We start from the raw sequence: 25,032 nt of genomic DNA, 5'->3' as shown, positions 1-25,032 counted from the left end.
TTCCCTTACCCATGAGTTTCAAGCCCTGGAAACAGCCCCTGCTCGCTGCCGCCGCTTTGGCAGCTGGCACCACGGCGGCCACCGCCCAAACCACCAACGTAGAGACACTGATTCAGCACGAACGCTACAACGAAGCCCGCGCTACGCTTGCCAAGGGCGGCACGCCGGAAAATGCGTTTGAGCTGGGCCGCATCTACCAGTTCCGGGACATGCCCGACTCAGCGGCTTATTACTTTAACAAAGCCAGCGGCACGACGCCTTTTGGGCAAGTAGCCGCGGGCCGCGCCCTGTTGGCCAAGGGCCAGATGGCTCCGGCCGACGCCCAATTCGACGCCGCGGCCAAGGCCACCAAGAACAAGGATGCCAAGGTACTGACGATGATTGCGCAAGCCTACGCCGAGACGGACGAGGTGAAGAGCATCGACAAGCCCCTGGCCTTTATTACCAATGCCCAGACGGCTAACAAAGGCAAGGACGATCCGGCACTGATGGTGGCCCGTGGCGAAGTGTATTTGCACAGCGACAACGGCGGCGGCGAAGCCATGAACAGCTTCGACCGGGCCGTGATGGCCAACCCCAGCTACGCGCAGGCTTATTACGAAAAAGGCGTTTTGAACGTGCGGGCCCGCAACTTCAACGAAGCCCGCACCAACCTTAACAAAGCCGTAGAGCTGGACCCGAGCTACGCGCCGGCCTACCGCGAGCTGGCCGATATGTACTACTACGCCGGCCAGTACGACCAGGCCCTCAGCACGTTTCAGAAGTACACGAGCCTGTCGGAAAAATCTCCCCGGACCGATGCGCAGTACGCTTCATTTTTGTACCTGACCAAAAAGTACCCGGAGGCCCTGACGGCGGTGAACGCGTCGTTGCAGAACGACCCAAACAACCTTACCATGAACCGCCTGAAGGCGTATCTGCTCTACGAAACCAATGATTACGCCGGGGCCGCTACGGCAATGGACGCTTACATGAAAATGGCCCCGGCTGCTAAAATTCTGCCGGAAGACTACGTGTACCAGGCCCGCATCCTGACGAAATCCGGCCATGCCGACGAGGCCATTGCCATTTTGCAAAAAGCCATTGCCGCCGCCCCCGACCCTGCCAAGAAGTCGGAGTTGGAAAACGACCTTGCTTCGGCATACATTGGCAAGAAGGATTACACGGATGCCATTGGGTTGATTAAAAAGAAAATCAACAACAACCCGGACAAAACCGACCTTGTGGACGTTTTCCGCTTGGCTTCGGCCTACGACAACGCCAAGAAATACACCCAGGCCGACAGCGTGTACAACGTCATTCTGACGGCCAAGCCCACCTACGCCCCCGGCGTGCTGGCCCGGGCCCGTACCAACAACAACCTGGACCCTGATTCGAAAAAGGGCCTGGCCAAGCCGTACTACGAGCGTTACATTGAGCTGTCGAAGGCGGAGGGAGCCGACCCGGCGAAGTTCCGCAATGGCCTCATCGAGGCCAACTACTACCTTGGCGTGTACGAATTGCAGGTGAAAAGCAACAAGGCCGGGGCCAGCACCTACTTCCAGCAAGTACTGGCCATCGACCCGGCCAACAAGGACGCCACCAATGCCCTGAGCATCATCAATGCCAAGCCGCGGGCTACGCCGGCCAGGAAGCCGGCCGCTCCGGTTAAGAAGAAGTAAGTTTTTTTGAGTCAAAAAGCCCCGTCGCAGCGCTGCGACGGGGCTTTTTGGTGGGGCCTGGCCTTGTCAGTGCTGGGCCGCGTAGGCCTCCCACTTGGTCAGCGCGGCGGCAAAATCGGCCGGCAGCTCCGACTCGAAGAACAGGTGCTGGCCCGTGGTGGGCTGCACGAAGCCCAGCGACTGGGCGTGCAGCGCCTGCCGGGGCAGCAGCTGGAATGTGTTTTCGACGAAGGCCCGGTAGCTGCCCGTGTTGGGGCCCACCCGGATGCGGCTGCCGCCGTAGGTGGCGTCGTTGAACAGCGGGTGGCCCAGGTACTGCATGTGCACCCGGATTTGGTGGGTACGTCCGGTTTCGAGCACGCAGCGCACCAAGGCCACCGGGCCGTAGCTGCGCAGCACCTCGTAGTGCGTCACGGCGGCTTTGCCCTGCTCACCGCCGGGGTACACGGCCTGCACCTTGCGGTCGCGCAGGCTGCGCCCGATGTGCCCGCTAATGGTGCCCGTGGCCTCCTTGGGCGTGCCCCAGACCAACGCCAGGTAGCTGCGCCGGATGGTGTGGTGGAAGAATTGCAGCGACAGGTGCGTCATGGCAAACTCCGTCTTCCCAATCACCAGCAGGCCCGACGTGTCTTTGTCGATGCGGTGCACCAGGCCGGGGCGCACCTCGCCGTTGCGGCCCGTGGGCAGGTCGGCCAGGTGGTGCGCTAATCCATTCACCAGGGTACCCTCCCAATGCCCAAACGCGGGGTGGACCACCATTCCGGCCGGCTTGTTCACGAGGAGCAGGTCGTCGTCTTCGTAGGGGATGACCAGCGCCATCGGCTCGGGCAGGATTTTGCCCGTGCGCGGCGGCTCGGGCAGCGTCACCGTGATGGTGTCCTGGGGCTTCACCCGGTAGTTGGGCTTCACCAGGCGGCCGTTCACGTGCACGGCCTCGGCCCGGATGGCCTCCTGCACCTTGTTGCGCGAGGTGTGGCCCAGCCGGTGCAGCAGAAACTTGTCGATGCGCAGCAGCTCCTGGCCCCGGTCCACCACGATGCGGTGGTGCTCGTACAGCTCGTCGCCGCCTTCGGGTTCATCGGCCTCGGGCTCGGGGCCGTTTTCGGTGTCGTTCATAGGCAGGGAATTATTCAACAAAAAGGCCAGGGCTTGCGCCCTGGCCTTTCTTATTCACAAGCGTAAGCGGCTTACTTCTTGCTTTTTACTTTGGTCTTGCTCGCGCTAGGGGCAGCCGATGCGGGGGCGGCCGGCGTGGCGTTGGGCGTGGTGGTGGGGCCCGACTTCAGGGGGGCCGGGGCCGTGGGCGTGATGCCCATTTTCTTCAGCACGATTTCCGAGATGTCGCCGTCCTTGGGGCCGTGCAGCAGCGTCGGGGTGTCGCCGTCCGAGTTCAGCACGTAAGTGTAGCCGTTCTCAGTGGCCACGTCGTCGATGGTCTTTTGCAGCTTGTCGAGGGCTGGGCGCAGCAGGCCTTGCTGCTTTTGCTGCAACGACTGCTCGGCGCTACCGCGGAACTCCTGGATGGACTGCTGCAAGCCGGTCAACTCTTTCTCTTTGTCGGCCTTCACCACGTCGGTCATGGTGTTGGCGCTCTTTTGGTAAGCGTCGAGCTTGGTTTGGTAATCGGTTACCTTGCTCTTCATCTGGGCCGTCAACTGGTCGTTGTACGTCTTCAGGCTCGACTCGATTTGCTTGCTCTCGGGCATCTGGCTCAGGATGTACTGCACGCTGGTGTAGCCAATTTTGAGGGGGGCCTGGGCCTGCGCGGTGTTGGCGGCCAACGTGCCAGCGGTCAGCAGAGCGGCGGCCAGCGCCAGGCGGAGGGTTTTCACGGAATTCATCAAAGGAAAATGGGTCAGAGAAAGTGTAGATACAAAGGTAGTTATTTTGGGCTTTTCCCGGCGGCCCGTTTTGCCTTGGCATCGGTGGCCTTGTCGGGCGTGCCCGAATCCGACTCAAATGCAGGGTCGGCGGAAGCCCCCGGCGTTTTGGGGGGCGCCACGGTTTTCACCGGGCCCTTGGTGCCGGGCTGGTTGCGGTCTTCGGCCGCCAGGCCCAACTCTTCGAGCACAAATTCAGTGTAATCGTAGGTAGGGTTGGTATAAAGCAGGGTCAAATCGCCGGCCTTGTCGATGACCATGGCCAGCTGCTTTTTCTTGGCTACTTTCTCGATGGCCTCGAACACCTTGTCTTGCACCGGCTTGTTCAGCTCCTGGCGCTTCTTGAACAGCTGGCCCTCGTAGCCGAACTGCTTGTTTTGGTAGGTTTTAATCTCCTGCTCTTTCAGCAAAATCTCGTCCTGCCGCTTTTTTTTCATCGGCTCGGTCAGCACCACTTCTTCGTCGTGGTAGGTGTGGTAAAGGTGGTCAAGGTCTTTCTTCTGCGCCTCGATTTCTTTTTGCCACGTCTCCGACAAGCCGTTCAACTCTTTTTGAGCCTTGGCAAATTCGGGCATCTTGCCCATGATGAACTCCGAATCGACCCACCCAAACTTTTGGGCCTGCGCCGCCGGCCCCGCCAGCAGCAACCCCGCCACCACTCCCAAAACACCGGCTAGTCTCATGCGCATCGAACAAAGAAAACGGCCGCTGGGTGCCGCCAAACTAGCGGATTTGCTGGCCGATGATGAAGTGGAAGTGGTTAGGATCCTGCTTGGTAGTCGTGCCCGGCAACGGCACCACCTGGTCGAAGCCGTGCCCGTAGTCGAACCCAAGCAAACCGAACGCCGACATGAAAATGCGGGCCCCGACCCCAGCCGAACGGTATAACTTGTAGGGATTGTAATTAGTATAATCGTCAAAGGCGTTGCCTGCTTCGGCGAAGGCCAGCACGTACACCGTCGCGGCTGGGTTGAGGCTCACGGGGTAACGCATTTCCATCACGTACTTGTTGTAGACGATGCCGCCGTTCTGGTTTGATTGGGCCGTGGGAATGGCGTAAGCCGCATTGGGGTCGTCGTAGCCGCGCAGGCCGATGTAATCGGTGCCCACGATGAAGTTGCCGCCGCCGTTGTAGCCCAGGCCGGCCCCGCCCATCTTGAAGCGTTCAAACGGCCCCAGCGGGCGGCTGCCGTACGAGCCCAGGAACCCGAAGTGGGCCCGGGTGTTCAGCACCAGCTTGCCCACAATAGGCGTGAACCACGAAGCGTCGAACATCCACTTGTGGAACTCCAGCCACTCGTTCGCGTCGGGGTGGGCCCCTTTGAAAGCGGAGTACGGCGGCGTGAGGGCCAGGCTCAGGCTCAGCGACGAGCCCCGACGCGTGTAGGTGGGGTTGTCGATGCTATTGCGCGAGAGTGTGGTGTTCAGAGTGATGTTGGTGGCCCGGCCCGTACTGAAGCCCGGTAGCAGCGAATAGTTCTGCGTCTGGTAAGCACTCACCGACAGCGAGTTGCTCAGGGTAAAGTAGTCATCTGGCACGCGCAGCTGGCGGCCCAGGCCCACGCTGGCGCTGTTCACCTTGATGAAGCTGCCCGTGCTGGCATCGAAGTTGGTGCCGATGCGGCTGATGCTCCGGTTGAGGCTGAACGAAAGCGAGTTGGGTTTGCGCCCGCCCAGCCACGGCTCCGTAAACGAAAGCGAATAGGCCTGGTACTGGAAGCCGTTGGCCTGCACATTCAAAGCCAAGCGCTGGCCGTCGCCGGCCGGCACCGGCGTCCAGTTGCGGAGCGTACCGGCCTTGCGCAGCGAGAAGTTGTTGAACACCAAGCCCACCGTGCCAATGAAGCCGGCGTAGCCGCCCCAGCCGCCCGAAAGCGTTACCTGGTCCGAAGGCTTTTCCACCACCGTGTAGTTAATGTCCACGGTGCCGTCGGCCTGGTTGGGCACGGGGTTGATGCCCACTTTCTCGGGGTCGAAGTAGCCCAGCGTCGACAGCTCGCGGTTCGAGCGAATGAGCAATTCGCGGTTGAACTTGTCGCCGGGCAGGGTGCGGATGGCGCGGCGCACCACGTGGTCGTTGGTCTTGGTGTTGCCCGCGATGTTAATTTCTTTGATGTGGGCCTGCACGCCTTCGGTGAGGCGCATCTCGATGTCAATCGAATCGCCTTCCACCTTTTTCTCCACCGGCTCAATCTGAAAAAATAAGTACCCGTCGTTCATGTATAGCGACGTCACGTCCTGGCCCGTAGGGTTGTAGTTCAGGCGTTTATCAAGCACCTCCTTGCTATAGGCACTGCCCGACTTGATGCCCAGCACCCCCGACAGAGTTTTGTCATCGTAGAGGTAGTTGCCGTTCCAAGTGATGTGGCGGAAGTAGTACTTGGGGCCCTCGTCTACCTTGATGGTCAGCGCCAGCCCTTTCGCGTCGCGCACAAGCGTATCGCTCACCAAAACAGCGTCGCGGTAGCCTTCAGCATTATAAAACTCGATGAGTTTCTTCTTATCCTCCTCGTATTCATTACGTTGGAATTTACCCGACGTCAAGAATTTATAGGACTTGCGGGCTTTGGTTTTCTTCAGCTTGCTTTGGAGCTTACCGTCCGAAAAAGCTTTGTTGCCTTCAAAACTGATGTCGTGAATACGGACTTTATTTCCTTTCTCTACGTTGATGCGCAATGCTACGCTATTGGAAAGCGACGAGTCGGGCACTTGCAAAATGTTCACCTTCGTGTCGAGGTAGCCCTTGTTCACGTAGAATTTGCGCACCTGGGTGCGGGTGTTGTTTAGCAAGGCATCGGTCACGACCTTGCCCCGGATGAGGGTAATCTTCTTGGTCAGTTCTTCTGTTTGGCCCTTGCTAATGCCGTTGAAAGTAAATTTAGACAGGCGGGGCCGTTCCTTGAGGGTGAAATCCAGGAAAATCTTGTCGCCTTCGGTGCGGGCGATGGTCACGTTCACATCGCCCAGAATGCCCTGGGCCCACAGCTTGCGGATGGCCTTGCCAATCTCTTCGCCCGGAATGGTGATGTTATCGCCCACCCGCAGGCCCGACAGGCCAATAAGGGTGCTCGGGTCCAGGTAGCGGGCCCCACTCACGGTGATGCCGCCCAGCACGTACTTTTTGGGTTCGTCGCCGCCCGCGGGGCGCGCCCCCAAGCCTTGGGCCTGCGCTGCCCAGCCACCCAACACCATCCACCCCAGCAGCAGAAACCAAGAAAAATTACGCACCGAAATCATGAGTTAAATAAAATACTAAGAAACAGTGACTTGCTCACTGGTTTTACCAAAGCGGCGTTCCCGCCCCTGATACGCCCGAATGGCGTCCTGCAAATGCTCGCGCCGAAAGTCCGGCCACAGCAAATCGGTGATATACAGCTCGGTGTAAGCCAGTTGCCACAGCATAAAGTTGCTGATGCGCTGCTCGCCGCTGGTGCGGATTAGCAGTTCCGGATCGGGGATGCCCGCCGTGGCCAGGTAGCCCGCCACGGTGGCTTCGCTCACGCTGGCGGGCTGCACGCGGCCAGCGGCCACGTCCGCCGCCAGGCGGCGGGCGGCCTGAGTCAAGTCCCAGCGTCCGCTGTAGCTCAGGGCCAGCACCAGCGTCATGCGGGTACCGGCTTTGGTGAGGTCCTGGGCTTCGGCCAACTCCCGCTGGCAACTCGCGGGCAAAGTGCTCGTATCGCCTATCGACTGCAACCGGATGCCATTTTTAAGCAGCGTAGGGGTTTCATGGCGAATGGTGTGAACTAGCAGTTGCATCAAAGCCATTACCTCCAATGCCGGGCGGTTCCAGTTCTCTGTTGAAAAGGCATACAAAGTTAAGTACTTCACACCCAGGCGCGCCGCTTCTTCCACGGTTTCACGCACGGCCGTAATGCCGCTTTGGTGGCCAAACACCCGCAGGCCACCCCGCTGCTTGGCCCAGCGGCCGTTGCCGTCCATAATGACGGCCACGTGCGCAGGAATGTTAAGAGAGTCGATTTCGGCCCGGCCGGTCATCGTTGCGGTTTCGGTATAAGAGGCCGCAAGTTACGAAGACGGTTGCATCCGCCGGCCAGCTGTAGCAGCCGCACCAATGGTTTATTGAGGCTCGATACCAAAAACGCCCGCCACCAAGCCATTGATTGGCTTGGTGGCGGGCGTTTCGACTGCGGCAGGGCTATTCCAACAACCTCTTGTTATTCTTATACTGTGGGGGGCAGCGCACTTTGTAAAAAGTGTACGACAAGCTCAGCCCGCTGTAATAATACCAGTCGTTGTCGTGGGCGTTCACCAGCAACGGGTCTTGGTCGCTCAGGTTGTCGAGCTGGTCGCTGAACGTCTTGCGGACCCCTACTTCCAGCCCTAGATTGAAGTGCTGCGACAAAGCATACTTGAACCCCACCCCAGCCGGAATGACAAGGCCAAAATGCCCTCCCGACTGGTTGTAGGCGGGCCCCAGGTTTTGGTTCGTAGTCACGGTGCGGGTGTTAGCGTAATACGCCCCGACCCCGATGAATAAGTACGGCGTAAAATGCACCTTCTTCTTTCGGGAGCGGTAATCCAGGAAATTGTATTCCATCGCTGCGGCCGCTTCCAACACGCTGCCTTTTACGTTGGAGCCCCGGTAGCCTTGAAGCGGCGGCACCCCGCCGTTGGCCCCGGTCACGTCGCCGTCGTCGGCCCGCAGCAGGCCGGCCAGCACGCTGCCGCGCAACGTGACGGGTACCGATACGTCGCGCCGGTAGAACGCGGTAATGGCCGGCCGGTTGTTGCCAAACTGATACTGCGGCGAAATCTCGCCCCGGTAGTTGGTCACACCCAAGCCTACGCCCAACTCGCTTGTGCGCTGGGTTTCTATTTGTGCCTGGGCGGGGGCACAAAAAAATGCACTCCCTGCTTGCACAAAGCAAACAAGGAGTGCGCAACGAAATGCATTAACTATCATCAAGCAGTGTAAGACGCTAAGCAAAAGCAGGCAACGGCCGGCGAGCGGGGCCTAGCGGAATTTTGGGTTTTTGATGCGGGGCGTCAGGATGTAATTCAGCGAAAAGCCCGTGTTGGTGTACCAATCGGTTTTGTTCTGGCCACGCTTGCTGCCAGCGGCAGCAAACTGCGTGTAGTCGCCCGTTTGACTCTTGGTGATGCCATTGCCAAAATATTGGGCATCGCCGCCGGCCAGCGCCGCTGCTCCAACAAAATTCTTGTTCACATCGTCCAGGTAACCGGTAAACGTCTTGCGAATACCCAGTTCGAAGCTGGCGTCAAAATTCCGGTTGATGCGGTAGCGCACGCCGCCGCCAAAGGGAATGGCGACTTGGAACCGGCTGTAATTAACTCCTTCCGTGGCCAACGGCTGGAGGTCAACGTAGGTACCATCGGCCCGGCGGCCCTGCGGGTTGTGGTGGAAACCGGCCACGCCCGCAAACACGTAGGGCACGAAGTCGGGGCGCTTCAAGTAATTATTACGGTTCTGGATAAGGTCCACGATGACCACGGCCGATAGCTCCTGAATGTCGTTCTGGAAGTTAGCGTTGCGATTGTAACGATAACGGGCGTTCTGGTCGCTGGCGTTGGCAGCCGTAGCGTCGTCGCCGGTGATGCGGCCATACGAAAGCCCCAAGCGGCCCGATACGCGGGGAAAAAAGCGCCGGGTAATGGTCACGCCCACGTTGGGGCGAGTATTATTAAAACGGAAACTCGGGAACCCCGTCTGGGGAGCCAGGTCGCCGAAGTAATTCATGGCACTTAGGTTAAAGCCAATCGAATTGTACTGCTTGCGTTTATTGAACTGCTGCGCATCGGCTTTGGAAGAACCAAGCAACGCCAGTCCAACCAACAGAGCAGTGGGATAAGTGAAGATATGTTTCATAAGGCAGGGAAGGTGAATAGCGTCGAACGTAAAACCCGGGAAAGTGCCAATCGAACACGCTCAGGCGATTACAAAAGTATAGCGTGGAAAGAACTAAAAAAAATTTGTTTTGAACTTTTAAGTGAATCGCAATTTATTAACCTACCACGGTTCCGGGATTTCGACGGTCGAGCCCCCAGTTGAGCTTGCTGCGCAAAGTGCTCAAAAAATTTACGTGGTTAAGTTTTACCAAGCGGGCGCAAAAGCTTTCGCGGCGCACGGCCATCTGCACACTCGCATCAACGGAGATGGAGCGGGAGTCGAGCGAAAGCATATAATTGGAGCTACGGCCTTCAATTTCAAAGGAAATCACACTTTGGTTCGACACTACGAGGGGCCGCACGTTCAGGTTGTGGGGGCATACGGGCGCGATGATAAAATTGTTGGTTTGCGGCACCATCACCGGGCCGCCGCAGCTCAGCGAGTACCCCGTGGAGCCAGTGGGCGTGGCCACCACCAGGCCGTCGGCCCAGTACGAATTCAGGTATTCGCCGTCTATATAGGTATGCACGGCAATCATGGAAGCCGAGTCTCCCTTTAAAATACTAAATTCATTCAGTCCAAAATTCAATCCACCAAACACGTCCGGGTCGGTATCGACGCGGATTAAGCTGCGGTCGTCGAGCACGAAGTGCCCTTTGTACAGGGCATCGATGGCCTGGCTAATGCCATCGGGGGTGACGGTGGCCAGGAACCCCAGGCGGCCGGTGTGAATGCCTAAAATAGGAATTTGCAGGGCTCCGACGTAAGTTACGGTGTCGAGCAAGGTGCCATCGCCGCCGATGCTGAGCACGAAGTTGGTGCCCCGCAGCGAGTCGCCGCGCCGGAAGCTGGTGGTATTGTCGGGCAGCCGCAGGGTGTTGTCGAGGTAGGTGCGGAAGGACTCCACGATGCGCACTTCGGCCCGGCGGGCGGCCAAGTCGTCGAGCAGGGCCTGGATGGCCGGGGCAGCGTCCTCTGCGAAGGGCTTGCCGAGGATGGCAATTTTCATGCGGTTGGAAAGGGTAGGCGGTGCGAATAACGCACCGGCGGCGGCTTCGCGGGGCCCGGGCCTGCTTTACAGGGCCCGGGGGCGGCCGTCAGATAGGGAAAGAACTGCGAAAAAAGAACCCCGCCTGGCCCAAGCCGTTGCGGGTGTATTCGAGGGTAAATACCCGGTCGTAGTACGTGACCAGGTGCAGGCCCAGGCCCACCGAGCGCAGCAGGTGGTTGGGCAACTGGTTTTCGGAAAGGGCGGCGGGGGCCACCACGTAGCCGGCGTCGGTGAACAAGTTGAGGTAGGCCACCACCGGGATGGTGTTGATTTTAAGGTTTTCGATGCCCGCCAGGTGAATTTCGCTGGCCTTAAAAAGCCGGTAGCTCAGGCCCTGCTGCACCAGGCCGTAGTGGCGGCCGTCCACCACGTAGGCGTCGTAGCCGCGCACCAGCGCGTCGTTGCCCAGGGCGCGGGCGTCGGCATAGGCCAGGGCCCGGGTGAGGCGAATTTGTCCGTTCACTTCAAAAGCGTAATAAAACCCGTGCCCCAGCGCGAAATAATGGTCGTACACGAGGCGCAGGGCGGTAAGGGCGGGCAAGCCCGGGCTCAGAAACCGGCGGTGCAGCAACAGGCCTTGGGCGTACTGCCCGGTGAGCGGGTAGGCGAACGTGTTGCGCTGGTTGAGGGTGGTGATGACGCTGAAATCGAAGTATTCGCGCTGGGTGCGGCCCAGGAAGTAGGCCGGGTTGTAAAAATTTACCGAGTCTAGGATTTGTTCGCGGTGGTACGATACGTCGAGCGCGGTGAGCAGCTGCACGGTGTGGCGCAGGCGCAGGCCCCCCGAAGCGTAGAAGCGCTGGACGGGAAAAGCATCGTCGGCGCGGTAGGACAGCAGGCGGTCGGCCACGGTGCGAAAGTCAACGGAGCGACTTTGGGAAAAAGAAATGCTACCCCCCACTCCTACGCGCCGGGCCCGGCCCAGGCCGGGGGCTTCGTAAAACAGCTCGTACTTGGGGTTGAAGCCCAGTTGCAAGTTGGCGGTCAGCTCCTCGTTGCGGCCCCGGAAGTTGTTGCGCGTGAGATGAATACCGTAGTCGAGCCGCCGCCAGCGGTCGGGCCGGTCGAGCCAGGCGCGGAAGTTGCGGTCGGCGATGGAAAAGATGGGGACCGGAAACGTGTAGAACCGCTCCTGCACCACAAACAGCAACACCAGTTGCCCGTTGCCCTGGCAGCTGGCCTGCACCAGCACGGTGTGGAACAGCTGGAGGTTGAAGAGCCGGCGGCGGTTGGCCTCGAGGCGGGCGGGCAGGTCGGCCAGGTCGAGGGTATCGCCCTCACGAATGTTCAGCTCGGCCCGCAGCGTACGGTCGCGCGTGACGCGGTTGCCCACCAGCAGCACCGCGGCCACGCGGGCCCGGGGGGCCGCACCGACGCAGGGCAGGATGCGCACCAACGTGTCGGTGGGGGCCACCACGGGCGGCAGGGCGCGGGTGGCCCGTAGGGGCAAGGTATCGGCGGGGGCCAGCCCCGGGCCGGCCATAAGCCCGGTGAAAAAAAGCAGAATTATTCCCAGCACTCCGCTCCTACACGCTCAGGTAGCGCAGCAGGCCGTCGTAACGTTCCTGCTCGTTCTCACCCACTTCGCCGGCCCCGCTGAACTGCGCCGCCACAAAGTAGCCGAACCGCTCGAGGGTAGCCACAATGCGGGCCATGTTGTCGGTGTTCAGTTTGAGGGTAAGACGGATGCGGTAAGGGTCCAGTTCGTCGGGCATCACGTAGGCGTTCACAATCTTGGCGTTGTTCTCCTCCACGTAGCGGCTGATTTGCGAGAGGGAGTAGTCGCGCTCGGCCATGCTGAGCACGATGATGCCGCCCTGGCCGGGGGCCGATACCTGGGGCCCGAAGGCGGCCAGCGCGTCGGCCACCGTGACAACGCCCAGGTAAGCGGCGTCGTCGCCCACCACCGGCACCAGCTGGAGCTTGTTTTCGATGGCCAGCTCCACCACCCGGAAGAAGTGCTGGTCGGGCCGCACGAAAGTTTCGCCGAAGCTCAGCGGCAGCTCCGACAGCAGGGTGTCGGGGTTCTCAACATCGGCCAGGTCGGCTTCCGTCACCAGGCCCCGGTACTGCCGTTCGGCCAGCACCGGCAGTTGGCCCACCCGAAACTCGTCGAGCCACCGGGCGGCTTTGCCCAGCGAGTCGGTGCCCTTGAGGGGCGGAATCATTTCGTTGAGTAAATCTTCGGCGAGCATGGCTTGCATGAGCGGGCGGGGCGAGAAACACACGACGCGTAAGCGGCCGCACGTAGGATGAAAAAAACAGCAATAAGGCGACTTGTATTCAGTAGCGCTAACCAGATAAAAAATGAATAAGGCTGCCCTGCCGTCAGAAGAAACCGCCGCTTTCGCCCCGGCAAAAATTACGCCGGGCCGGGGCATCAGGCCAAAACGGCGGGCCGGGGTTCCGTCTTACGCAAAAAGCGGCGCAAGTAGTTGTTGAAGCCGGCCGCGCGCTCCATCATGGGGGCGTGGCCGCAGTGGTCGAGGAAGGCCAGCTCGGCCCGGGGCAGCAGGCGGGCAAAGTCGTGGGCCACCGGCGGCGGCGTGATGGTGTCGTTCAGGCCCCAGACCAACAGCGTGGGCACCGCGATGCGGTGCAGCTCCTTGGTGAGGTTGTGGCGCTGCGCCGAGCGGGCAATGGCGATGATGCGCAAGCACTTGGCGTTGGAGTTGGTGACGCGAAAAATCTCATCGACCAGCTCCTTGGTGGCCACGGCGGGGTCGTAGAAGGTGTAGGCCACCCGCTCGCGCACGAAGCCGTAGTCGCCGCGCTTGGGGAAGGAGCCGCCCATGCCGTCCTCGAACAGCCCGCTGCTGCCCGTGAGCACCAGCCGGCTCACGCGAGTGGGATTATCGAGGGCGTACACCAGGGCCACGTGGCCGCCCAGCGAGTTGCCCAGCACCGTGAAGGCCGGCGGCAGGCCCAGCGCCGCCGCAAAGCCCTCGACGTAGCTCACCAGCCCGGGCACGCCGGCCTGCGCCAGCGGCATGTCGTAGATGGGCAGCAGCGGGATGAGCACGCGGTAACGCGGCCGGAACGCGGCCACCACTTCGGCCCAGTTGCTGAGGGCCCCGAACAGGCCGTGCAGCAGCAGCAGCACGGGGCCCTCGCCTTCGTCGACGTACTCGTAGCCTTGCTGATGGTGGGTGCGCAATTCCATGGAAGCTGTACTAACCGGCCGCGGGGGAACCGGGTTTCGCAATGTTACAAAACCGCAGCCAATTGGCCAACATCGCCCGGCCGTCCGGCGTCAGCAGGGCCTCGGGGTGGAACTGCACCCCGAACAGCGGCAGCGTGCGGTGCTGCAAGGCCATCAGTTCGGGCGGGCCGGGGCCCGTGGTGTGCGCCAGCGGCCGCAGCGCCGGGGGCAGGGGCTCGCGCAGTACCAGCGAATGGTAGCGCGTGGCGGGCGTAACGCGCGGCAGGCCAGCGGCCAGCGCCGCGCCCGCCACCCAGGCCACCTCCGAAACCTTGCCGTGCATGGGCCGCGCCGCCCGGCCCAGCGCGGCCCCAAAAAATTCGCCCAGCGCCTGGTGGCCCAGGCACACGCCCAGCATGGGCAGCCGCGCGTGGTAGTGGGCGATGAGGGCCGGCATTACGCCGGCCGCCGCCGGGGTTCCGGGCCCCGGCGAGAGCACGATGCCGGTCCAGGCGGTGCGTTGCAGCTCGGCCAGCGCCACATCGTTGCGCCGCACCGTTACCCCGGCCCCCAACTGGCGCAGGTAGTCGGCCAGGGTGTGGGTGAAGGAATCGAAATTATCGAGCAGCAGCAGCAATTTTTTACGAATACAAATGAGAGAGGCGATGGGAAAGAGGAACGAAGCTGCCAAGAACCCCAAAGCCTGGCAATTGATTACTGTTGCGTTCCTAACGCATTTCATTCACCGCCTTCGCATCTTCACGCTTTCGTGAACGCGGCTTTCATGCGCACAAGCAAGCCCTTGGCCACGGGCAGCACGTAGGCCATGGTGCGCAGGGCCAGCGGGGTGGCCTGCCGCACCAGCGGCAGCACCTGCGAACCGGCCACCAGCTTGGGCGACAGCAGGTGCAGGCCCGCCGAGTCGGTGCCGTGCAGCAGCAGGCTTAAGCCCAGCAGCCACTTGAGCAGGCCGGCCGCCCCGCCCAGCAGGCTGTCCAGAAAGCCGAACGGCGTGAGGTGCAGGGCCGTTTTCAGCAGGCTACCCAGCCAGTGCACCCCCCACAAAATCAGCCCGAACACCAGCGCGAACGAGACCAGCGGCAGCAGCCCGTAGGCCTCGCCCACGTAGTGCCGCACCACCGGCACGGTGGCCGTGAGCAGGCTTAGCCCGCCCACCACGGCCAGCACGAAGGCCAGCAGCGAGGCCACCTCCAGCACCAGCCCGCGCCGGAAGCCCTTAACGGCCCCCACGCCGAGCACGAGCAGCAAGAGCAGGTCGAGGGCCGTCATTTTTTACTGGGTGAGTTGGTGAATGAGTGAATGGGTGAATTATTATTCAAAGCAATGATTCAGTCATTCGCCCATTCACTCACTGATTCGTGTTGTTCAGCAGGTTGCTGACCACTTGGGAAATCATTTTGCCGTCGGCCTGGCCGGACAGCTCGCGGGCGGCCACGCCCATCACCTTGCCCAGGTCGGACGGGCCCTGGGCCCCCACGCGCTGGATGATGTGAACGAGGCGCTCGACCAAATCGGCCTCCGTGAGCTGCTGGGGCAGGTATTCTTCGATGATGGCCAACTCGGCCAGCTCGTTGGCTTCCAGCTCGGAGCGGAACTGTTCTTTGTAAATGGTGGCAGCGTCGCGGCGCTGCTTGGCGGCTTTGTTAAGCAGTTTCAGCTCGGCGTCGGGGGTGAGGGCCGCGCCGTGGGCCCCTTCGGCCGTTTCGGCCAGCATGATTTGCGACTTCAGGGAGCGCAGCGTGGTGAGGCGCACCTTGTCTTTGGCCAGCATGGCTTGCTTGATGACGGCGTCGAGAGTTTCTTTCAGGGGCATGGGCCAGGGATTTTGGGTGGGGAACGGGCAGCGGGGCGGGGCCCGGTTGCCAGTGCAAGATTACGGCGCAACGCGCCGGGCGGCTACCTCAGGCGGCCGGCCCGCCGGCCAGGGCCCCCAAAAACGCCCGGGGTTGGTCGAGGTACAGCGCCAGCCGGCGCACGGTGCGCCGGGTGCCGTAGGGGCCCGCCACCACCACGGGCGCGGCAAACGTAAGCAGCACGTTAGAGCTGGCCAGCAGCACCTTGGCCGCGTTCAGCATATCGGCCGCGGGGGCCGGAGCTTCGCGGATGGCCGCGGCCGCCACGGCAGCGCGGGGCACCACCACCCGCCACGCAAAGCCCACGCGCACCTCCAGCAGCGCGTCGCTTAGCAGCACCGGGCACAGCCGCACGGCGTGGGCGTGGGCCACCAGCAGCAGCACGGTGTACAGGCTCAAAAACGTGAGCCAGTTGGCCGCCACCGGGTGCCAATGCCCTACCACGAGGTGGACGGCCGCGGTTTCGATAAGCGTGAGGAAGCCAGCCGTTGCCATTAGCGCCACAAACCCCGACTCGCGGTGGCCACTGAAGGCGGCGTGGGCCGGTCGCACTTCTAGCGGGGCCCACCAGCCCAGCACGGCGTAGCGCAACATATTGCTTTCAGCCACCAGCAAAACGCCCGGCCAACCCAGCACCTGCTCCAGGGCTTGGCCCAGGCTGGGCCCCCGGCCCCGGTGCTGCCGGGCGGCGCGGTAGGCCCGCCACAGGCGGCCGGCGCGGGCCACGGCCAACGCCAGCGTGGCGCCTTCGAGCAGGGCGGGCAGGAAGGCCAGGGCCCGCAAGGGCTGTTGCTGGCCTGCGGGCAGCAGCCACGTGGCCAGCGCCAGGCAGGCCCCCAGCGCGGCCACCAACGTACTCAGGGGCAACCCGTAGCGGCGCACCACCAGCCAATAAAACAAGGCCGGCAGCCCCACCAGCACGTCGAACGCGACGGCCATCGGCAACGCGGGGCGCTGGAAAAAGATGGGCCGCGTGGTGACGAGGTGCTCGGTGGCCACAACGGCCAGCGCCAGCCCGGCAAACAGCAGCAGCGGGCGCAGGCGGGAAACAGCGGGAAGGACCAGCGCCATCAGAAAAGTTGGGGAAAGCGGCAAACGCCGGGGCCGGCCGCCGGTTGTGGTACGCAGGAAGGGCCCGACCTTCGCGGCCCGGTCCTTTTGCCAGCAATATACCCCGCTATTCCATGACGAAGCTAAGCGTTAACATCAACAAGATTGCCACCCTGCGCAACGCCCGCGGCCCGCACGCCCGGCCCGACCTGCTGCAAGCCGCCCGCGACATCGAGCGTTTCGGGGCCGAAGGCATTACGGTGCACCCGCGGCCCGACGAGCGCCACATCCGCTACCAGGACGTGCGCGACCTTCAGCACCTGGTGACCACCGAGCTGAACGTGGAGGGCAACCCCACGCCCGATTTTATGGCCCTGGTGCGCGAGGTGCGCCCCGCGCAGGTAACGCTGGTGCCCGACGCGCCCGACGCCCTCACCTCCAACGCCGGCTGGGACACGGTGGGGCAGCAGGCCTACCTGAAGGACATCGTGGCCGAGCTGCACGGGCTGGGCAGCCGCGTCAGCATTTTCCTCGACCCCGACCTGGCCCTGGTGGACGCCGCCGCCGCCACCGGCACCGACCGCATCGAGTTGTACACCGAAGCCTACGCCCGGCAGTACGCCGCCGACCGCGCGGCCGCCGTGGCCCCCTACCGTGCGGCGGCGGCCCGCGCCGGCCAGTTGGGCCTGGGCGTGAACGCCGGCCACGACCTCGACCTCGACAACCTAGCGTTTTTGCACCAGCAGCTGCCCGAACTGGCCGAAGTAAGTATCGGCCACGCGTTGGTGGCTGATGCCCTGTATCTTGGCCTGGAGAATACCGTTCAGCTTTACAAACGCCAGCTGCGCTAGCCGGGGGCCTCGTTCATGCCACCGTCACGGCTTGCGGCCGAACGCCGGCCCGGCAAAGCAGTGGCGGCGGGTTTGCTTAGTATCATTTTTACACATTTTTTTCTTTTTTATGCCGCAAACCTTACTTTTTGCCAACGTGCGTGCCTGGGTGCGCCGGGGGCTGCTAGCAGTCGCCATGTTGCCCGTGGCAATGGCCGCGGCGCAATCCATCCCCTACACGCCGGCTGGCTCGGCCAACGTGGCCGGCACCTACACCGATTTGGGCGCTGCGGGCGCGGCCATTGCCACGGCCAACACCGACGACGCCAACTCGGCAGCCCAGGACATCGGGTTCACTTTTACCTTTAACGGCACCGCCTTCACGCAGTTTGTGCTGAACACCAACGGTTTCGTGCGGCTGGGGGCCACGGCCCCCTCGGCGGTGGACTTGTACTTGGGCGAGGCATCTAACAACGTTGACCCCATCCTGAGCAACAACGCGGCCGATGTCAACATCTTGGCCCCGTTCAACTTCGACCTGGCCGCGGGCACGGCCGCCGGGGGCACCGAGTACCGGGTAGCCACCACGGGCACCCAACCCAACCGGGTGTGCACGGTGCAGTGGAAAAACGTGCAGGACAAAGCCGCCACCGCCGCCACGCAGTACGCCAGCTTTAGCTTTCAGCTAAAGGTGTACGAGGGCACCAACGCCATCGAATTCGTGTACGGGCCGGTGGTGGCGGGCACGGGCGCGGCCGGTCCGCGCTTTCCGGTGGTGGGCATCAAGGGCTCGGGGCTGAGCGACGGGCAGACGGTGCTGGCCGAGAAAACGCAGTCGGGCCTGCCGTGGTCGGCCGCTACGTTCCGCACGGGGTACTACCCCATCGACGCAACGGGCACGACCATTCTCAACACCCACAACTTCCGGAGCAACGTGCCGCCCGACCTGGGCCGCACCTACCGTTTCGTGGCCACGCCGCTGGCGCTGGCGGTCTACACCTTGGGCAAAGCGGCTGGTTACACTTCGCCCCTGGCGGTGCAGGCGGGCGTTGTCAATTACTCGAACACGACCCTGACCAACCTGCCGGTGACGCTGACCGTGAGCGGGGCCACCACTTTTACCAATACGCAAACCGTGGCGTCGCTGGCGCCCGGTGCTGCCGCCCTGGTGACGTTTGCCACCTACCCCATCACGGCCACCAGCGGCACCAACACCATCGCCGTGGCGGTGCCCGCCACGACCGGTACGCCGGCCTTGTCGCAGACGATTACCCAAACCCTGTCGGCCTCCGACCTGAGCTACCTGACCGCCGACCCGACCCTGGGCGTGGGCGTGAACAATGCCGCCAACAGCGTGCTGGCCGTGGGGTATCGGATCAATTCCGCGGTGCTCACCACCGTTACGCCCACCTTCGTGGGGGCCGGAGCGGCTGGCTCGACCTACCAGGTGGTGGTGTACGGGGCCACGTCTACGGGCCAGCCCGGGGCCGCGCTGTACACGTCGCCCGTCCGGGCCCGGCCCGCGGCCACGAGCCCCGACGCGGTGGCCATTCCCAGCATCCCGGTCAGTGGGAAATTCTTTGTCGGCGTGCGCACCATCGGCACCGATAACATCGGGCTGGGCTACCAGGACGAGTCGCCGCTGCTGCGCCCGGCCACGTTTTACCTGACCCTGGACGGCACCGCCTGGACCGATATCAGCAGCCTGAACAGCGTCAGTTCGCGCCTGGCCGTGGACGTGACCCTGGGGCCTGGCACCCCCACGGCCACCCGCGCCGCGCTGGGCAACGGCGGGCTGGTGGCCTTCCCGAACCCGGCCAGCCGCGACTTCACCCTGAGCCTGCCCGCCGTGGCCGGGGCCCGCACCGCCGCCGTGGCCCTGTTCAACAGCCTGGGCCAGCGCGTGCAGGCCCGCACGCTCGACCTGGCCCCCGCGGGCACCCAAGCCCGGTTCGACGTGAGCAGCCTCGCCCCGGGCCTCTACGTGGTGCGGGTACAGGCCGGCAGCCAAGCCGCCAGCTTATCCGTCACCCTGCAATAGGCCTTTTGGCTTTCCGTTAAAAGTTGAGGGTTAAAAGTTAAAAAAGAGTCGCCTCCTTTTTAACTTTTAACCCTCAACTTTTAACGGAAAGCCTAGCTGCTGATGGGCACTTTGCCCAGAATGGCTTCGATCAAGTCCTGGGTGCGGATGCCGTCGGCTTCGGCCTCGTAGGTGAGCAGAATGCGGTGGTTGAACACGTCGGCGGCCACGTCCTTGATGTCTTCGGGCAGCACGTAATCGCGGCCGGCCAAGTAGGCCACGGCCTTGGCGGCGCGGTGCAGCGCGATGCTGGCCCGCGGGCTGGCCCCGAACTGCACGGCCTGCGCGAAGTCGGGCAGGTCGTAGTCGGCCGGGCGGCGGGTGGCAAACACCAGCTCGATGATGTACTTCTCCAGCGTTTCGGAAATCTGCACCTGGTTGATTTGCTGGCGGATGCCTTGGATGTCGGCGGCCGTCAGCACCGGCTGCACGTCCTCCTGGAAGCTGAGGTTGGCCATGCGGCGCATCACCTCCAGCTCGTCGGCCTTCTTGAGGTAATCGACGTGCACCTTCAGCATGAAGCGGTCCACCTGGGCCTCGGGCAGCGGGTAGGTGCCTTCCTGCTCCACCGGGTTTTGGGTGGCCAGCACCAGAAAGGGCCGGTCGAGGCGGTAGGTGGTTTCGCCGATGGTGACCTGGCCTTCCTGCATGGCTTCGAGCAGGGCGCTCTGCACCTTGGCCGGCGAGCGGTTGATTTCGTCGGCCAGCACGAGGTTGGCGAAGATGGGGCCCTTCTTCACCTCGAACACCGACTGCCCCTGGTTGTAAATCATGGTGCCCACGAGGTCGGAGGGCAGCAGGTCGGGCGTAAACTGCACCCGCTGGAAGTGCAGGTTGAGCACCTTGGCCAGCGTGGACACGGCCAGGGTTTTGGCCAGGCCCGGCACGCCTTCGAGCAGGATGTGGCCACCCGTGAACAAGCCAATCAGCAGCCGCCCTACCAGCACTTGCTGGCCAATCACAACTTTGCCCATCTCGGCAAATACCCGTTGGATGAGGGCGGGGTAGTCGGGCGGCGGCGTAGTAGCAGCAGAATCGGGAGCGGGCAGCATCGGCGGGGGCGTGGGTCGGGCCGCAAATTACGCCGCCGGCCCGGGGCCCGGCCGCCTCAGGCCCGCAGCGCCCGGATTTGCTCCGTCAGCACCGCGATTATTCGCAGGCTTTCTTCGCGGGCCGAATCCTGATAGGATTGGGCGGTGGGGCCGTCTTCCTCCTCCCAGCTGGCCAGGGCGGCCAGCGTTTCCAGCCGCGTCACGGAACTATCGATGCGGGCGTAGATGGCTTCCCACAGCCGTTGGTTCCAGGTGGGTTGTTGCTGCAGGTGCAGGCGCAAGTCGAGCAGGCTCATTACCACCGCGGCGAGCCGCTCGAGCAGCCCGGCCTCGGCCTCGCTGAACGAGCGGGGCTTGTGGCCAATCACGCAGAGCACGCCGATGGGGTAGCCCGCCGCGGTGCGCAGGGTACGGCCCGCGTAGAAACCCAGGCGCAGCCGCTGCACCAGCATGGGGCTCACCAAGTCGCAGGGGTGGTCGTGCAGGTTTTCAAAAACCGTGGTTCCTTCGTTCAGCAGGGCCACCGAGCACAGGGTTTCCCCGCGGCTCACCCGGTCCAGGCCCGGCTCCAGCCCGTGGTTGAGGCCCAGGCTCACTTCCTCTTCCTCCACAAAAGCCACGATGCCGATGGGGACGTTGAAGAGCTTGGCCGACAGGCGCACCAGCTCCGTGAACGTCTCGTCCTGCATCGTATTGAGGAGCTGGTACGGCCGCAGCGCCTGCAGGCGCAACTCTTCCGCGAGGGGCAACGAGGCAAGATGGGCAATGGCCATGCAATTATCTCCCGTTAAAACACCATATTAGTATTCAAAGATACGATACTATTCTAGCACATCCTAGCCCCCAGCTACCGCGTCCAAGTCCTGGCAAATGCAGAGTCCCTCGGCCAACTGCCATTCATCTTCTAACGCAACAACCCCGTTTCTGGGCCAGAAACGGGGCTGTTGCATTGTACCAGAGACGGGAATCGAACCCGTACTTCCTCACGGAAACGACAGTTTAAGTGTCGCGTGTATACCAGTTTCACCACTCTGGCTTAAGCAGTTACCTTTTTACGCTGTTGATTTTTGCCCCGATAATTTTCAGTCAGCGCGTGGCAATTGGGGCAAAGCAACTGCAAGTTAGCGAGTCGGTGGTCATTGTTCACGCCGTTGGCGTGGTGTAGCTCCAACGGGATGGCCTGTCCCAACCACTCCGTCAACCCACACGTTTCGCACTGTGCCGCTTTTAATCTTGCCGCAATCAGCCGGTTCCGAAGGCGAAAAGTGGAGGTGTAGGTTGAATTTTCAACCAAGACGCCGTCCCAAGAAAAAGGCTTGCCGAGCATTTGGTAGCGGGGACCCTGATTCCAGCCGGCCCCGGTAAAGTGGCTTGTGTCCAGCGCCAGCAATTTGATGCGGGCGTACACCGTTTTGTAGTTGCCACCGGCCGGTACCAGCCCAATATGGCCCAGCACCTGCCGCACCGACAGGCTCACGGCCACGGCTTGCCGAAAGTCGTCGTCCGTACTGAGGCATTTGCGGGCAGCGGCCATAGAAACAAAAAACGCCACCCAAAGGCGGCGTTTAAATTTTTGGAGCGGGAGACGAGGTTCGAACTCGCGACCTCGACCTTGGCAAGGTCGCGCTCTACCAACTGAGCTACTCTCGCAGGAGGGCCGCGACGACTAGCGTAGCGGCGAATGGTGGTACAAAGGTAACGTTATTTGAACGCGGGGCAAGGCGTGCGGGATAAAACCGGCCCCTGGCGCACCTTTGGGGCTCATTTTCAGGCTCAAAATTTTTATGCCGTGCCCAGCGCGAGCTTTAATTCGTTCAGTTTTAGCAGCGCTTCGATGGGCGTGAGGGTGTTCACGTCGAGGTTTTGGAGCAGCTCGCGCAGGCGTTCGAGGGCCGGGTCGCCGGGCTCGAACATGCTCAGCTGGAGCTGGGCGCGGGGCGCCGTGGCCACGGCCGAGGTGGCGCGGGGCCGGGGCTGGGCCGGCTGGGGCCCCTCGTCGAGCCCCACCAGCGCGGCGTCGAACTCCGTGGGGGCCCCGGTATCATCCGCGCCGGCGCTGGTGCGCTCCACTTCGAGGTGGTGCATGATTTCGTTGGCCCGCAGCACCACGGCGGTGGGCATGCCGGCCAGCCGCGCCACGTGGATGCCGAAGCTGTGCTCGGAGCCCCCCGGCTGAAGCTTGCGCAGGAACAGGATGCGGCCGTCGGCCTCCTTCACGGCCACGTTGTAGTTGCGCACGCGGGGGCAATCGTCGGCCAGCTGGTTCAGCTCGTGGTAGTGGGTGGCAAATAGCGTTTTAGCCTTGGCTTTGGGGTTGTTGTGCAGGTGCTCCACAATGGCCCAGGCGATGCTGATGCCGTCGTAGGTGCTGGTGCCGCGCCCGATTTCGTCCATCAGCACGAGGCTGCGGTCGGAGAGGTTGTTGAGGATGGAGGCGGTTTCGGTCATCTCCACCATGAAGGTGCTCTCGCCCTTGCTCAGGTTGTCGGAGGCCCCCACGCGGGTGAAAATCTTGTCGATGATGCCCACCGTGGCACTTTCGGCGGGCACAAACGAGCCGATTTGGGCCAGCAGCACGATGAGGGCCGTTTGGCGCAGCAAGGCCGATTTGCCGGCCATATTGGGCCCCGTAATCACCACGATTTGCTGGTCGGTCTGGTCGAGGCAGATGTCGTTGGGGATGTAGCTCTCGCCGGGCGGCAGCTGGCGCTCAATGACGGGGTGGCGGCCCTGCTTGATGTCGAGCACCGTGCCGTCGTTCACGGTGGGCCGCACGTAGCGGTGCTGGCGCGCCGTGAGGGCGAAGCTGGCCAGGCAGTCCATCACCCCAATGGCGCGGGCGTTTTGCTGAATCTGGGGCACGAAATCGAGCGCGCTCAGCACCAGATCGGTGTAGATGCGCTGCTCAATCACGAACAATTGCTCCTCGGCGTGGAGGATTTTTTCCTCGTAGGTTTTCAACTCCTCGGTCACGTAGCGCTCGGCGTTCACCAGCGTCTGCTTGCGAATCCATTCGGCCGGCACCTTGTCTTTATGGGCGTTCGTCACCTCCAGGTAATAGCCAAACACCTTGTTGTAAGCTACTTTCAGCGACGAGATGCCCGTGTTGCGCTGCTCGCGCACTTGCAGCTGCAAGAGGTAATCTTTGCCCGAAAAGGCCAGGCCGCGCAGCTCGTCCAGCTCCGCGTCCACGCCGTCGTTCAGCACGCCGCCTTGGTTGGTGAGCAACGGCGCGTCAGACTTGATTTTAGCCTGGATTTCGCGGCGCAGGGCCAGGCAGGGGTTGAGCTGGTCGGCCAGCTTCTCCAGGGCCCGCACGCCGGAGCCGGCCAGGCGGGCGCGCATGGGCTCCACGGCTTCCAGGGCCCGGGCCAGCTGCAGCAGCTCGCGGGGGTTCACGCGGCGCACGGCCACCTTGCTGATCAGGCGCTCCAGGTCGTTGATTTGGCGCAGGTGCTGGGTGAGGTCGGCCAGCAGGTCCTCGTCGGCCACCAGGGCCCCCACGGTGTCGAGGCGGCGCTGAATCTGGCCCGCTTCCTTCAGCGGCAGCACCACCCACTTCCGCAAGAGCCGGGCCCCCATGGGCGTCAGCGTCTGGTCCAGGATGTCAATGAGCGGCACGCCGCCGGGGTGCTGGGCCTGGATCAGCTCCAGGTTGCGCACCGTGAAGCGGTCGAGCCACACGTACTTGTCCTCCTCCAGGCGGCCCAGGCTGGCGATGTGGCTGAGGTTGGCGTGCTTGGTTTCGGCCAGGTAGTGCAGGATGCAGCCGGCGGCGATGACGCCCTCCTTGAGGTTGTCCACGCCAAAACCCTTAAGCGAAGTGGTGCGGAAGTGGCGCGTGAGCGTGTCGTGGGCGTAGTCGGGCCCGAACACCCACTCGTCCAGCCCGTAAGTGCAGAAATCCGGCCCAAAGTGCCGCTCAAAATCGCCGCGGCTCTGCTTGCAAAACAGCACCTCGGCGGGCCCGAAGTTTTGCAGCAGCTTGCCCAGGTAGCCAATGTCGCCCTGCGCCACCAGGAACTCGCCGGTGCTGATGTCGAGGAAGGAAATACCGGCCTCGGCCTTGCCGAAGTGGATGGCGGCCAGGTAGTTGTTGGCGCGGCGCTCCAGCACGTTGTCGTGCAGGCTCACGCCAGGCGTCACCAGTTCGGTGATGCCGCGCTTCACCAGGCCCTTGGCCAGCTTGGGGTCTTCGAGTTGGTCGCAGATGGCCACGCGCTGGCCGGCGCGCACCAGCTTGGGCAGGTACGTATCGAGCGAATGGTGCGGGAAGCCCGCCAGCGGCACCTCGCTGGGCGTGCCGCCCCCGCGCTTGGTGAGCGTGATGTCGAGGATGCGGCTGGCCGTAACCGCGTCTTCGCCAAAGGTTTCGTAGAAGTCGCCCACCCGAAACAGCAGCACCGCGCCCGGGTACTGGGTTTTGAGCTGGTAGTATTGCTTCATCAAAGGCGTGTCAATCACCGGCGCGGCGGTGAAGTGGTCGGGGCCCACCGACTTGATGACGAATTCTTTTTTGGGAGCGGACAAAGCAGAAGTA

At 62.7% G+C, this 25,032-nt stretch carries 22 protein-coding genes and 2 tRNA genes; 3 read left to right on the top strand and 21 right to left on the bottom strand.

The genetic code is table 11. From position 1 onward, the window contains the following. The first annotated feature begins 11 nt into the window (after positions 1–11). Positions 12–1,661 carry a tetratricopeptide repeat protein gene (locus HNP98_RS06415; RefSeq protein ID WP_173809210.1) on the top strand — a complete coding sequence of 550 codons (1,650 nt, stop codon included), beginning with the start codon at positions 12–14 and terminating at the stop codon, positions 1,659–1,661. 66 nt (positions 1,662–1,727) lie between these two features. Here the strand turns inward: HNP98_RS06415 and HNP98_RS06410 are convergent, their stop codons facing one another. The 15 genes from HNP98_RS06410 to HNP98_RS06340 all read right to left on the bottom strand — a co-directional run bounded on the left by HNP98_RS06410 (position 1,728) and on the right by HNP98_RS06340 (position 16,551). Continuing rightward, positions 1,728–2,777: an RluA family pseudouridine synthase gene (locus tag HNP98_RS06410; RefSeq protein WP_173809209.1), complete on the bottom strand. Its 1,050-nt coding sequence runs from the start codon at positions 2,775–2,777 to the stop codon at positions 1,728–1,730. 71 nt (positions 2,778–2,848) lie between these two features. Then, positions 2,849–3,493 (bottom strand): OmpH family outer membrane protein, encoded by a 645-nt coding sequence (locus HNP98_RS06405; RefSeq protein ID WP_380267063.1) that lies wholly within the window; start codon positions 3,491–3,493, stop codon positions 2,849–2,851. Positions 3,494–3,543: 50 nt separating this feature from the next. Continuing rightward, complete coding sequence (locus HNP98_RS06400; RefSeq protein ID WP_246274998.1) at positions 3,544–4,230, bottom strand: OmpH family outer membrane protein; 687 nt, start codon at positions 4,228–4,230, stop codon at positions 3,544–3,546. Positions 4,231–4,264: 34 nt separating this feature from the next. After that, a complete protein-coding gene (bamA, locus tag HNP98_RS06395; RefSeq protein ID WP_317171053.1) occupies positions 4,265–6,769 on the bottom strand; it encodes an outer membrane protein assembly factor BamA in 2,505 nt (834 codons plus the stop codon). Positions 6,770–6,793: 24 nt separating this feature from the next. Further along, positions 6,794–7,540, bottom strand: coding sequence for an isoprenyl transferase (locus tag HNP98_RS06390; RefSeq protein WP_173809206.1), 747 nt, complete (start codon positions 7,538–7,540; stop codon positions 6,794–6,796). 160 nt (positions 7,541–7,700) lie between these two features. Continuing rightward, entirely contained in the window at positions 7,701–8,468 is a 768-nt protein-coding gene (porG, locus tag HNP98_RS06385) for a type IX secretion system protein PorG (RefSeq protein WP_246274997.1), read from the bottom strand. 51 nt (positions 8,469–8,519) lie between these two features. After that, positions 8,520–9,392, bottom strand: coding sequence for a DUF6089 family protein (locus tag HNP98_RS06380; protein ID WP_173809204.1), 873 nt, complete (start codon positions 9,390–9,392; stop codon positions 8,520–8,522). A gap of 136 nt (positions 9,393–9,528) precedes the next feature. Continuing rightward, entirely contained in the window at positions 9,529–10,422 is an 894-nt protein-coding gene (locus HNP98_RS06375; protein ID WP_173809203.1) for an NAD kinase, read from the bottom strand. Positions 10,423–10,510: 88 nt separating this feature from the next. Next, the gene (locus HNP98_RS06370; RefSeq protein ID WP_173809202.1) at positions 10,511–11,947 is read right to left on the bottom strand and encodes a POTRA domain-containing protein; all 1,437 of its coding nucleotides are present in this window, start codon (positions 11,945–11,947) and stop codon (positions 10,511–10,513) included. A 43-nt stretch (positions 11,948–11,990) separates the two neighbouring features. Then, positions 11,991–12,668, bottom strand: a complete 678-nt coding sequence (locus HNP98_RS06365) for a CBS domain-containing protein (RefSeq protein ID WP_173809201.1) — start codon at positions 12,666–12,668, stop codon at positions 11,991–11,993. 176 nt (positions 12,669–12,844) lie between these two features. Beyond that, positions 12,845–13,627, bottom strand: coding sequence for an alpha/beta fold hydrolase (locus tag HNP98_RS06360; protein WP_173809200.1), 783 nt, complete (start codon positions 13,625–13,627; stop codon positions 12,845–12,847). 10 nt (positions 13,628–13,637) lie between these two features. Beyond that, positions 13,638–14,243 (bottom strand): anthranilate synthase component II, encoded by a 606-nt coding sequence (locus HNP98_RS06355; RefSeq protein WP_173809199.1) that lies wholly within the window; start codon positions 14,241–14,243, stop codon positions 13,638–13,640. Between the two features lie 122 nt (positions 14,244–14,365). Further along, entirely contained in the window at positions 14,366–14,896 is a 531-nt protein-coding gene (locus tag HNP98_RS06350) for a CvpA family protein (protein WP_173809198.1), read from the bottom strand. A 79-nt stretch (positions 14,897–14,975) separates the two neighbouring features. After that, on the bottom strand, positions 14,976–15,440 hold the full coding sequence (locus HNP98_RS06345) for a GatB/YqeY domain-containing protein (protein WP_173809197.1): 465 nt from the start codon (positions 15,438–15,440) through the stop codon (positions 14,976–14,978). Between the two features lie 88 nt (positions 15,441–15,528). Beyond that, positions 15,529–16,551 (bottom strand): hypothetical protein, encoded by a 1,023-nt coding sequence (locus HNP98_RS06340; RefSeq protein WP_173809196.1) that lies wholly within the window; start codon positions 16,549–16,551, stop codon positions 15,529–15,531. 113 nt (positions 16,552–16,664) lie between these two features. Here HNP98_RS06340 and HNP98_RS06335 point away from each other — a divergent pair, with 113 nt between their 5' ends. Together HNP98_RS06335 and HNP98_RS06330 are read left to right on the top strand one after the other, a co-directional pair. Next, on the top strand, positions 16,665–17,381 hold the full coding sequence (locus tag HNP98_RS06335; protein ID WP_173809195.1) for a pyridoxine 5'-phosphate synthase: 717 nt from the start codon (positions 16,665–16,667) through the stop codon (positions 17,379–17,381). A 109-nt stretch (positions 17,382–17,490) separates the two neighbouring features. Further along, positions 17,491–19,401 carry a T9SS type A sorting domain-containing protein gene (locus HNP98_RS06330; protein WP_173809194.1) on the top strand — a complete coding sequence of 637 codons (1,911 nt, stop codon included), beginning with the start codon at positions 17,491–17,493 and terminating at the stop codon, positions 19,399–19,401. Positions 19,402–19,493: 92 nt separating this feature from the next. Here the strand turns inward: HNP98_RS06330 and HNP98_RS06325 are convergent, their stop codons facing one another. The 6 genes from HNP98_RS06325 to mutS all read right to left on the bottom strand — a co-directional run bounded on the left by HNP98_RS06325 (position 19,494) and on the right by mutS (position 24,938). Next, positions 19,494–20,492 carry an AAA family ATPase gene (locus HNP98_RS06325; RefSeq protein WP_173809193.1) on the bottom strand — a complete coding sequence of 333 codons (999 nt, stop codon included), beginning with the start codon at positions 20,490–20,492 and terminating at the stop codon, positions 19,494–19,496. 56 nt (positions 20,493–20,548) lie between these two features. After that, positions 20,549–21,265, bottom strand: coding sequence for a GAF domain-containing protein (locus HNP98_RS06320; RefSeq protein ID WP_173809192.1), 717 nt, complete (start codon positions 21,263–21,265; stop codon positions 20,549–20,551). A gap of 179 nt (positions 21,266–21,444) precedes the next feature. After that, positions 21,445–21,528: transfer RNA gene (locus tag HNP98_RS06315), tRNA-Leu, on the bottom strand. Next, positions 21,529–22,026 (bottom strand): HNH endonuclease signature motif containing protein, encoded by a 498-nt coding sequence (locus HNP98_RS06310; RefSeq protein ID WP_173809191.1) that lies wholly within the window; start codon positions 22,024–22,026, stop codon positions 21,529–21,531. 40 nt (positions 22,027–22,066) lie between these two features. Further along, positions 22,067–22,142: transfer RNA gene (locus HNP98_RS06305), tRNA-Gly, on the bottom strand. 132 nt (positions 22,143–22,274) lie between these two features. Then, positions 22,275–24,938, bottom strand: coding sequence for a DNA mismatch repair protein MutS (gene mutS, locus HNP98_RS06300; RefSeq protein ID WP_173809272.1), 2,664 nt, complete (start codon positions 24,936–24,938; stop codon positions 22,275–22,277). Between the last annotated feature and the right edge of the window lie 94 nt (positions 24,939–25,032).

The organism is Hymenobacter caeli (genome assembly GCF_013294115.1).
GTDB classification, from domain to species: Bacteria; Bacteroidota; Bacteroidia; order Cytophagales; family Hymenobacteraceae; genus Hymenobacter; species Hymenobacter caeli.
Note: the sequence above shows the minus strand (reverse complement) of the source record. Positions and strands in the feature narration are given on the sequence as shown.

What these genes read in the sequence shown, in the direction of transcription:
- HNP98_RS06330 (WP_173809194.1), top strand. Translation starts at nt 17,491, where the DNA reads ATGCCGCAAACCTTACTTTTTGCCAACGTGCGTGCCTGGGTGCGCCGG.
- HNP98_RS06360 (WP_173809200.1), bottom strand. Translation starts at nt 13,627, where the DNA reads ATGGAATTGCGCACCCACCATCAGCAAGGCTACGAGTACGTCGACGAA.
- HNP98_RS06365 (WP_173809201.1), bottom strand. Translation starts at nt 12,668, where the DNA reads ATGCAAGCCATGCTCGCCGAAGATTTACTCAACGAAATGATTCCGCCC.
- HNP98_RS06350 (WP_173809198.1), bottom strand. Translation starts at nt 14,896, where the DNA reads ATGACGGCCCTCGACCTGCTCTTGCTGCTCGTGCTCGGCGTGGGGGCC.
- HNP98_RS06335 (WP_173809195.1), top strand. Translation starts at nt 16,665, where the DNA reads ATGACGAAGCTAAGCGTTAACATCAACAAGATTGCCACCCTGCGCAAC.
- HNP98_RS06325 (WP_173809193.1), bottom strand. Translation starts at nt 20,492, where the DNA reads ATGCTGCCCGCTCCCGATTCTGCTGCTACTACGCCGCCGCCCGACTAC.
- HNP98_RS06400 (WP_246274998.1), bottom strand. Translation starts at nt 4,230, where the DNA reads ATGCGCATGAGACTAGCCGGTGTTTTGGGAGTGGTGGCGGGGTTGCTG.
- HNP98_RS06345 (WP_173809197.1), bottom strand. Translation starts at nt 15,440, where the DNA reads ATGCCCCTGAAAGAAACTCTCGACGCCGTCATCAAGCAAGCCATGCTG.
- HNP98_RS06310 (WP_173809191.1), bottom strand. Translation starts at nt 22,026, where the DNA reads ATGGCCGCTGCCCGCAAATGCCTCAGTACGGACGACGACTTTCGGCAA.
- HNP98_RS06375 (WP_173809203.1), bottom strand. Translation starts at nt 10,422, where the DNA reads ATGAAAATTGCCATCCTCGGCAAGCCCTTCGCAGAGGACGCTGCCCCG.
- mutS (WP_173809272.1), bottom strand. Translation starts at nt 24,938, where the DNA reads ATGAAGCAATACTACCAGCTCAAAACCCAGTACCCGGGCGCGGTGCTG.
- HNP98_RS06390 (WP_173809206.1), bottom strand. Translation starts at nt 7,540, where the DNA reads ATGACCGGCCGGGCCGAAATCGACTCTCTTAACATTCCTGCGCACGTG.
- HNP98_RS06320 (WP_173809192.1), bottom strand. Translation starts at nt 21,265, where the DNA reads ATGGCCATTGCCCATCTTGCCTCGTTGCCCCTCGCGGAAGAGTTGCGC.
- HNP98_RS06340 (WP_173809196.1), bottom strand. Translation starts at nt 16,551, where the DNA reads ATGGCGCTGGTCCTTCCCGCTGTTTCCCGCCTGCGCCCGCTGCTGCTG.
- HNP98_RS06370 (WP_173809202.1), bottom strand. Translation starts at nt 11,947, where the DNA reads ATGGCCGGCCCGGGGCTGGCCCCCGCCGATACCTTGCCCCTACGGGCC.
- HNP98_RS06415 (WP_173809210.1), top strand. Translation starts at nt 12, where the DNA reads ATGAGTTTCAAGCCCTGGAAACAGCCCCTGCTCGCTGCCGCCGCTTTG.
- HNP98_RS06380 (WP_173809204.1), bottom strand. Translation starts at nt 9,392, where the DNA reads ATGAAACATATCTTCACTTATCCCACTGCTCTGTTGGTTGGACTGGCG.
- porG (WP_246274997.1), bottom strand. Translation starts at nt 8,468, where the DNA reads ATGATAGTTAATGCATTTCGTTGCGCACTCCTTGTTTGCTTTGTGCAA.
- HNP98_RS06410 (WP_173809209.1), bottom strand. Translation starts at nt 2,777, where the DNA reads ATGAACGACACCGAAAACGGCCCCGAGCCCGAGGCCGATGAACCCGAA.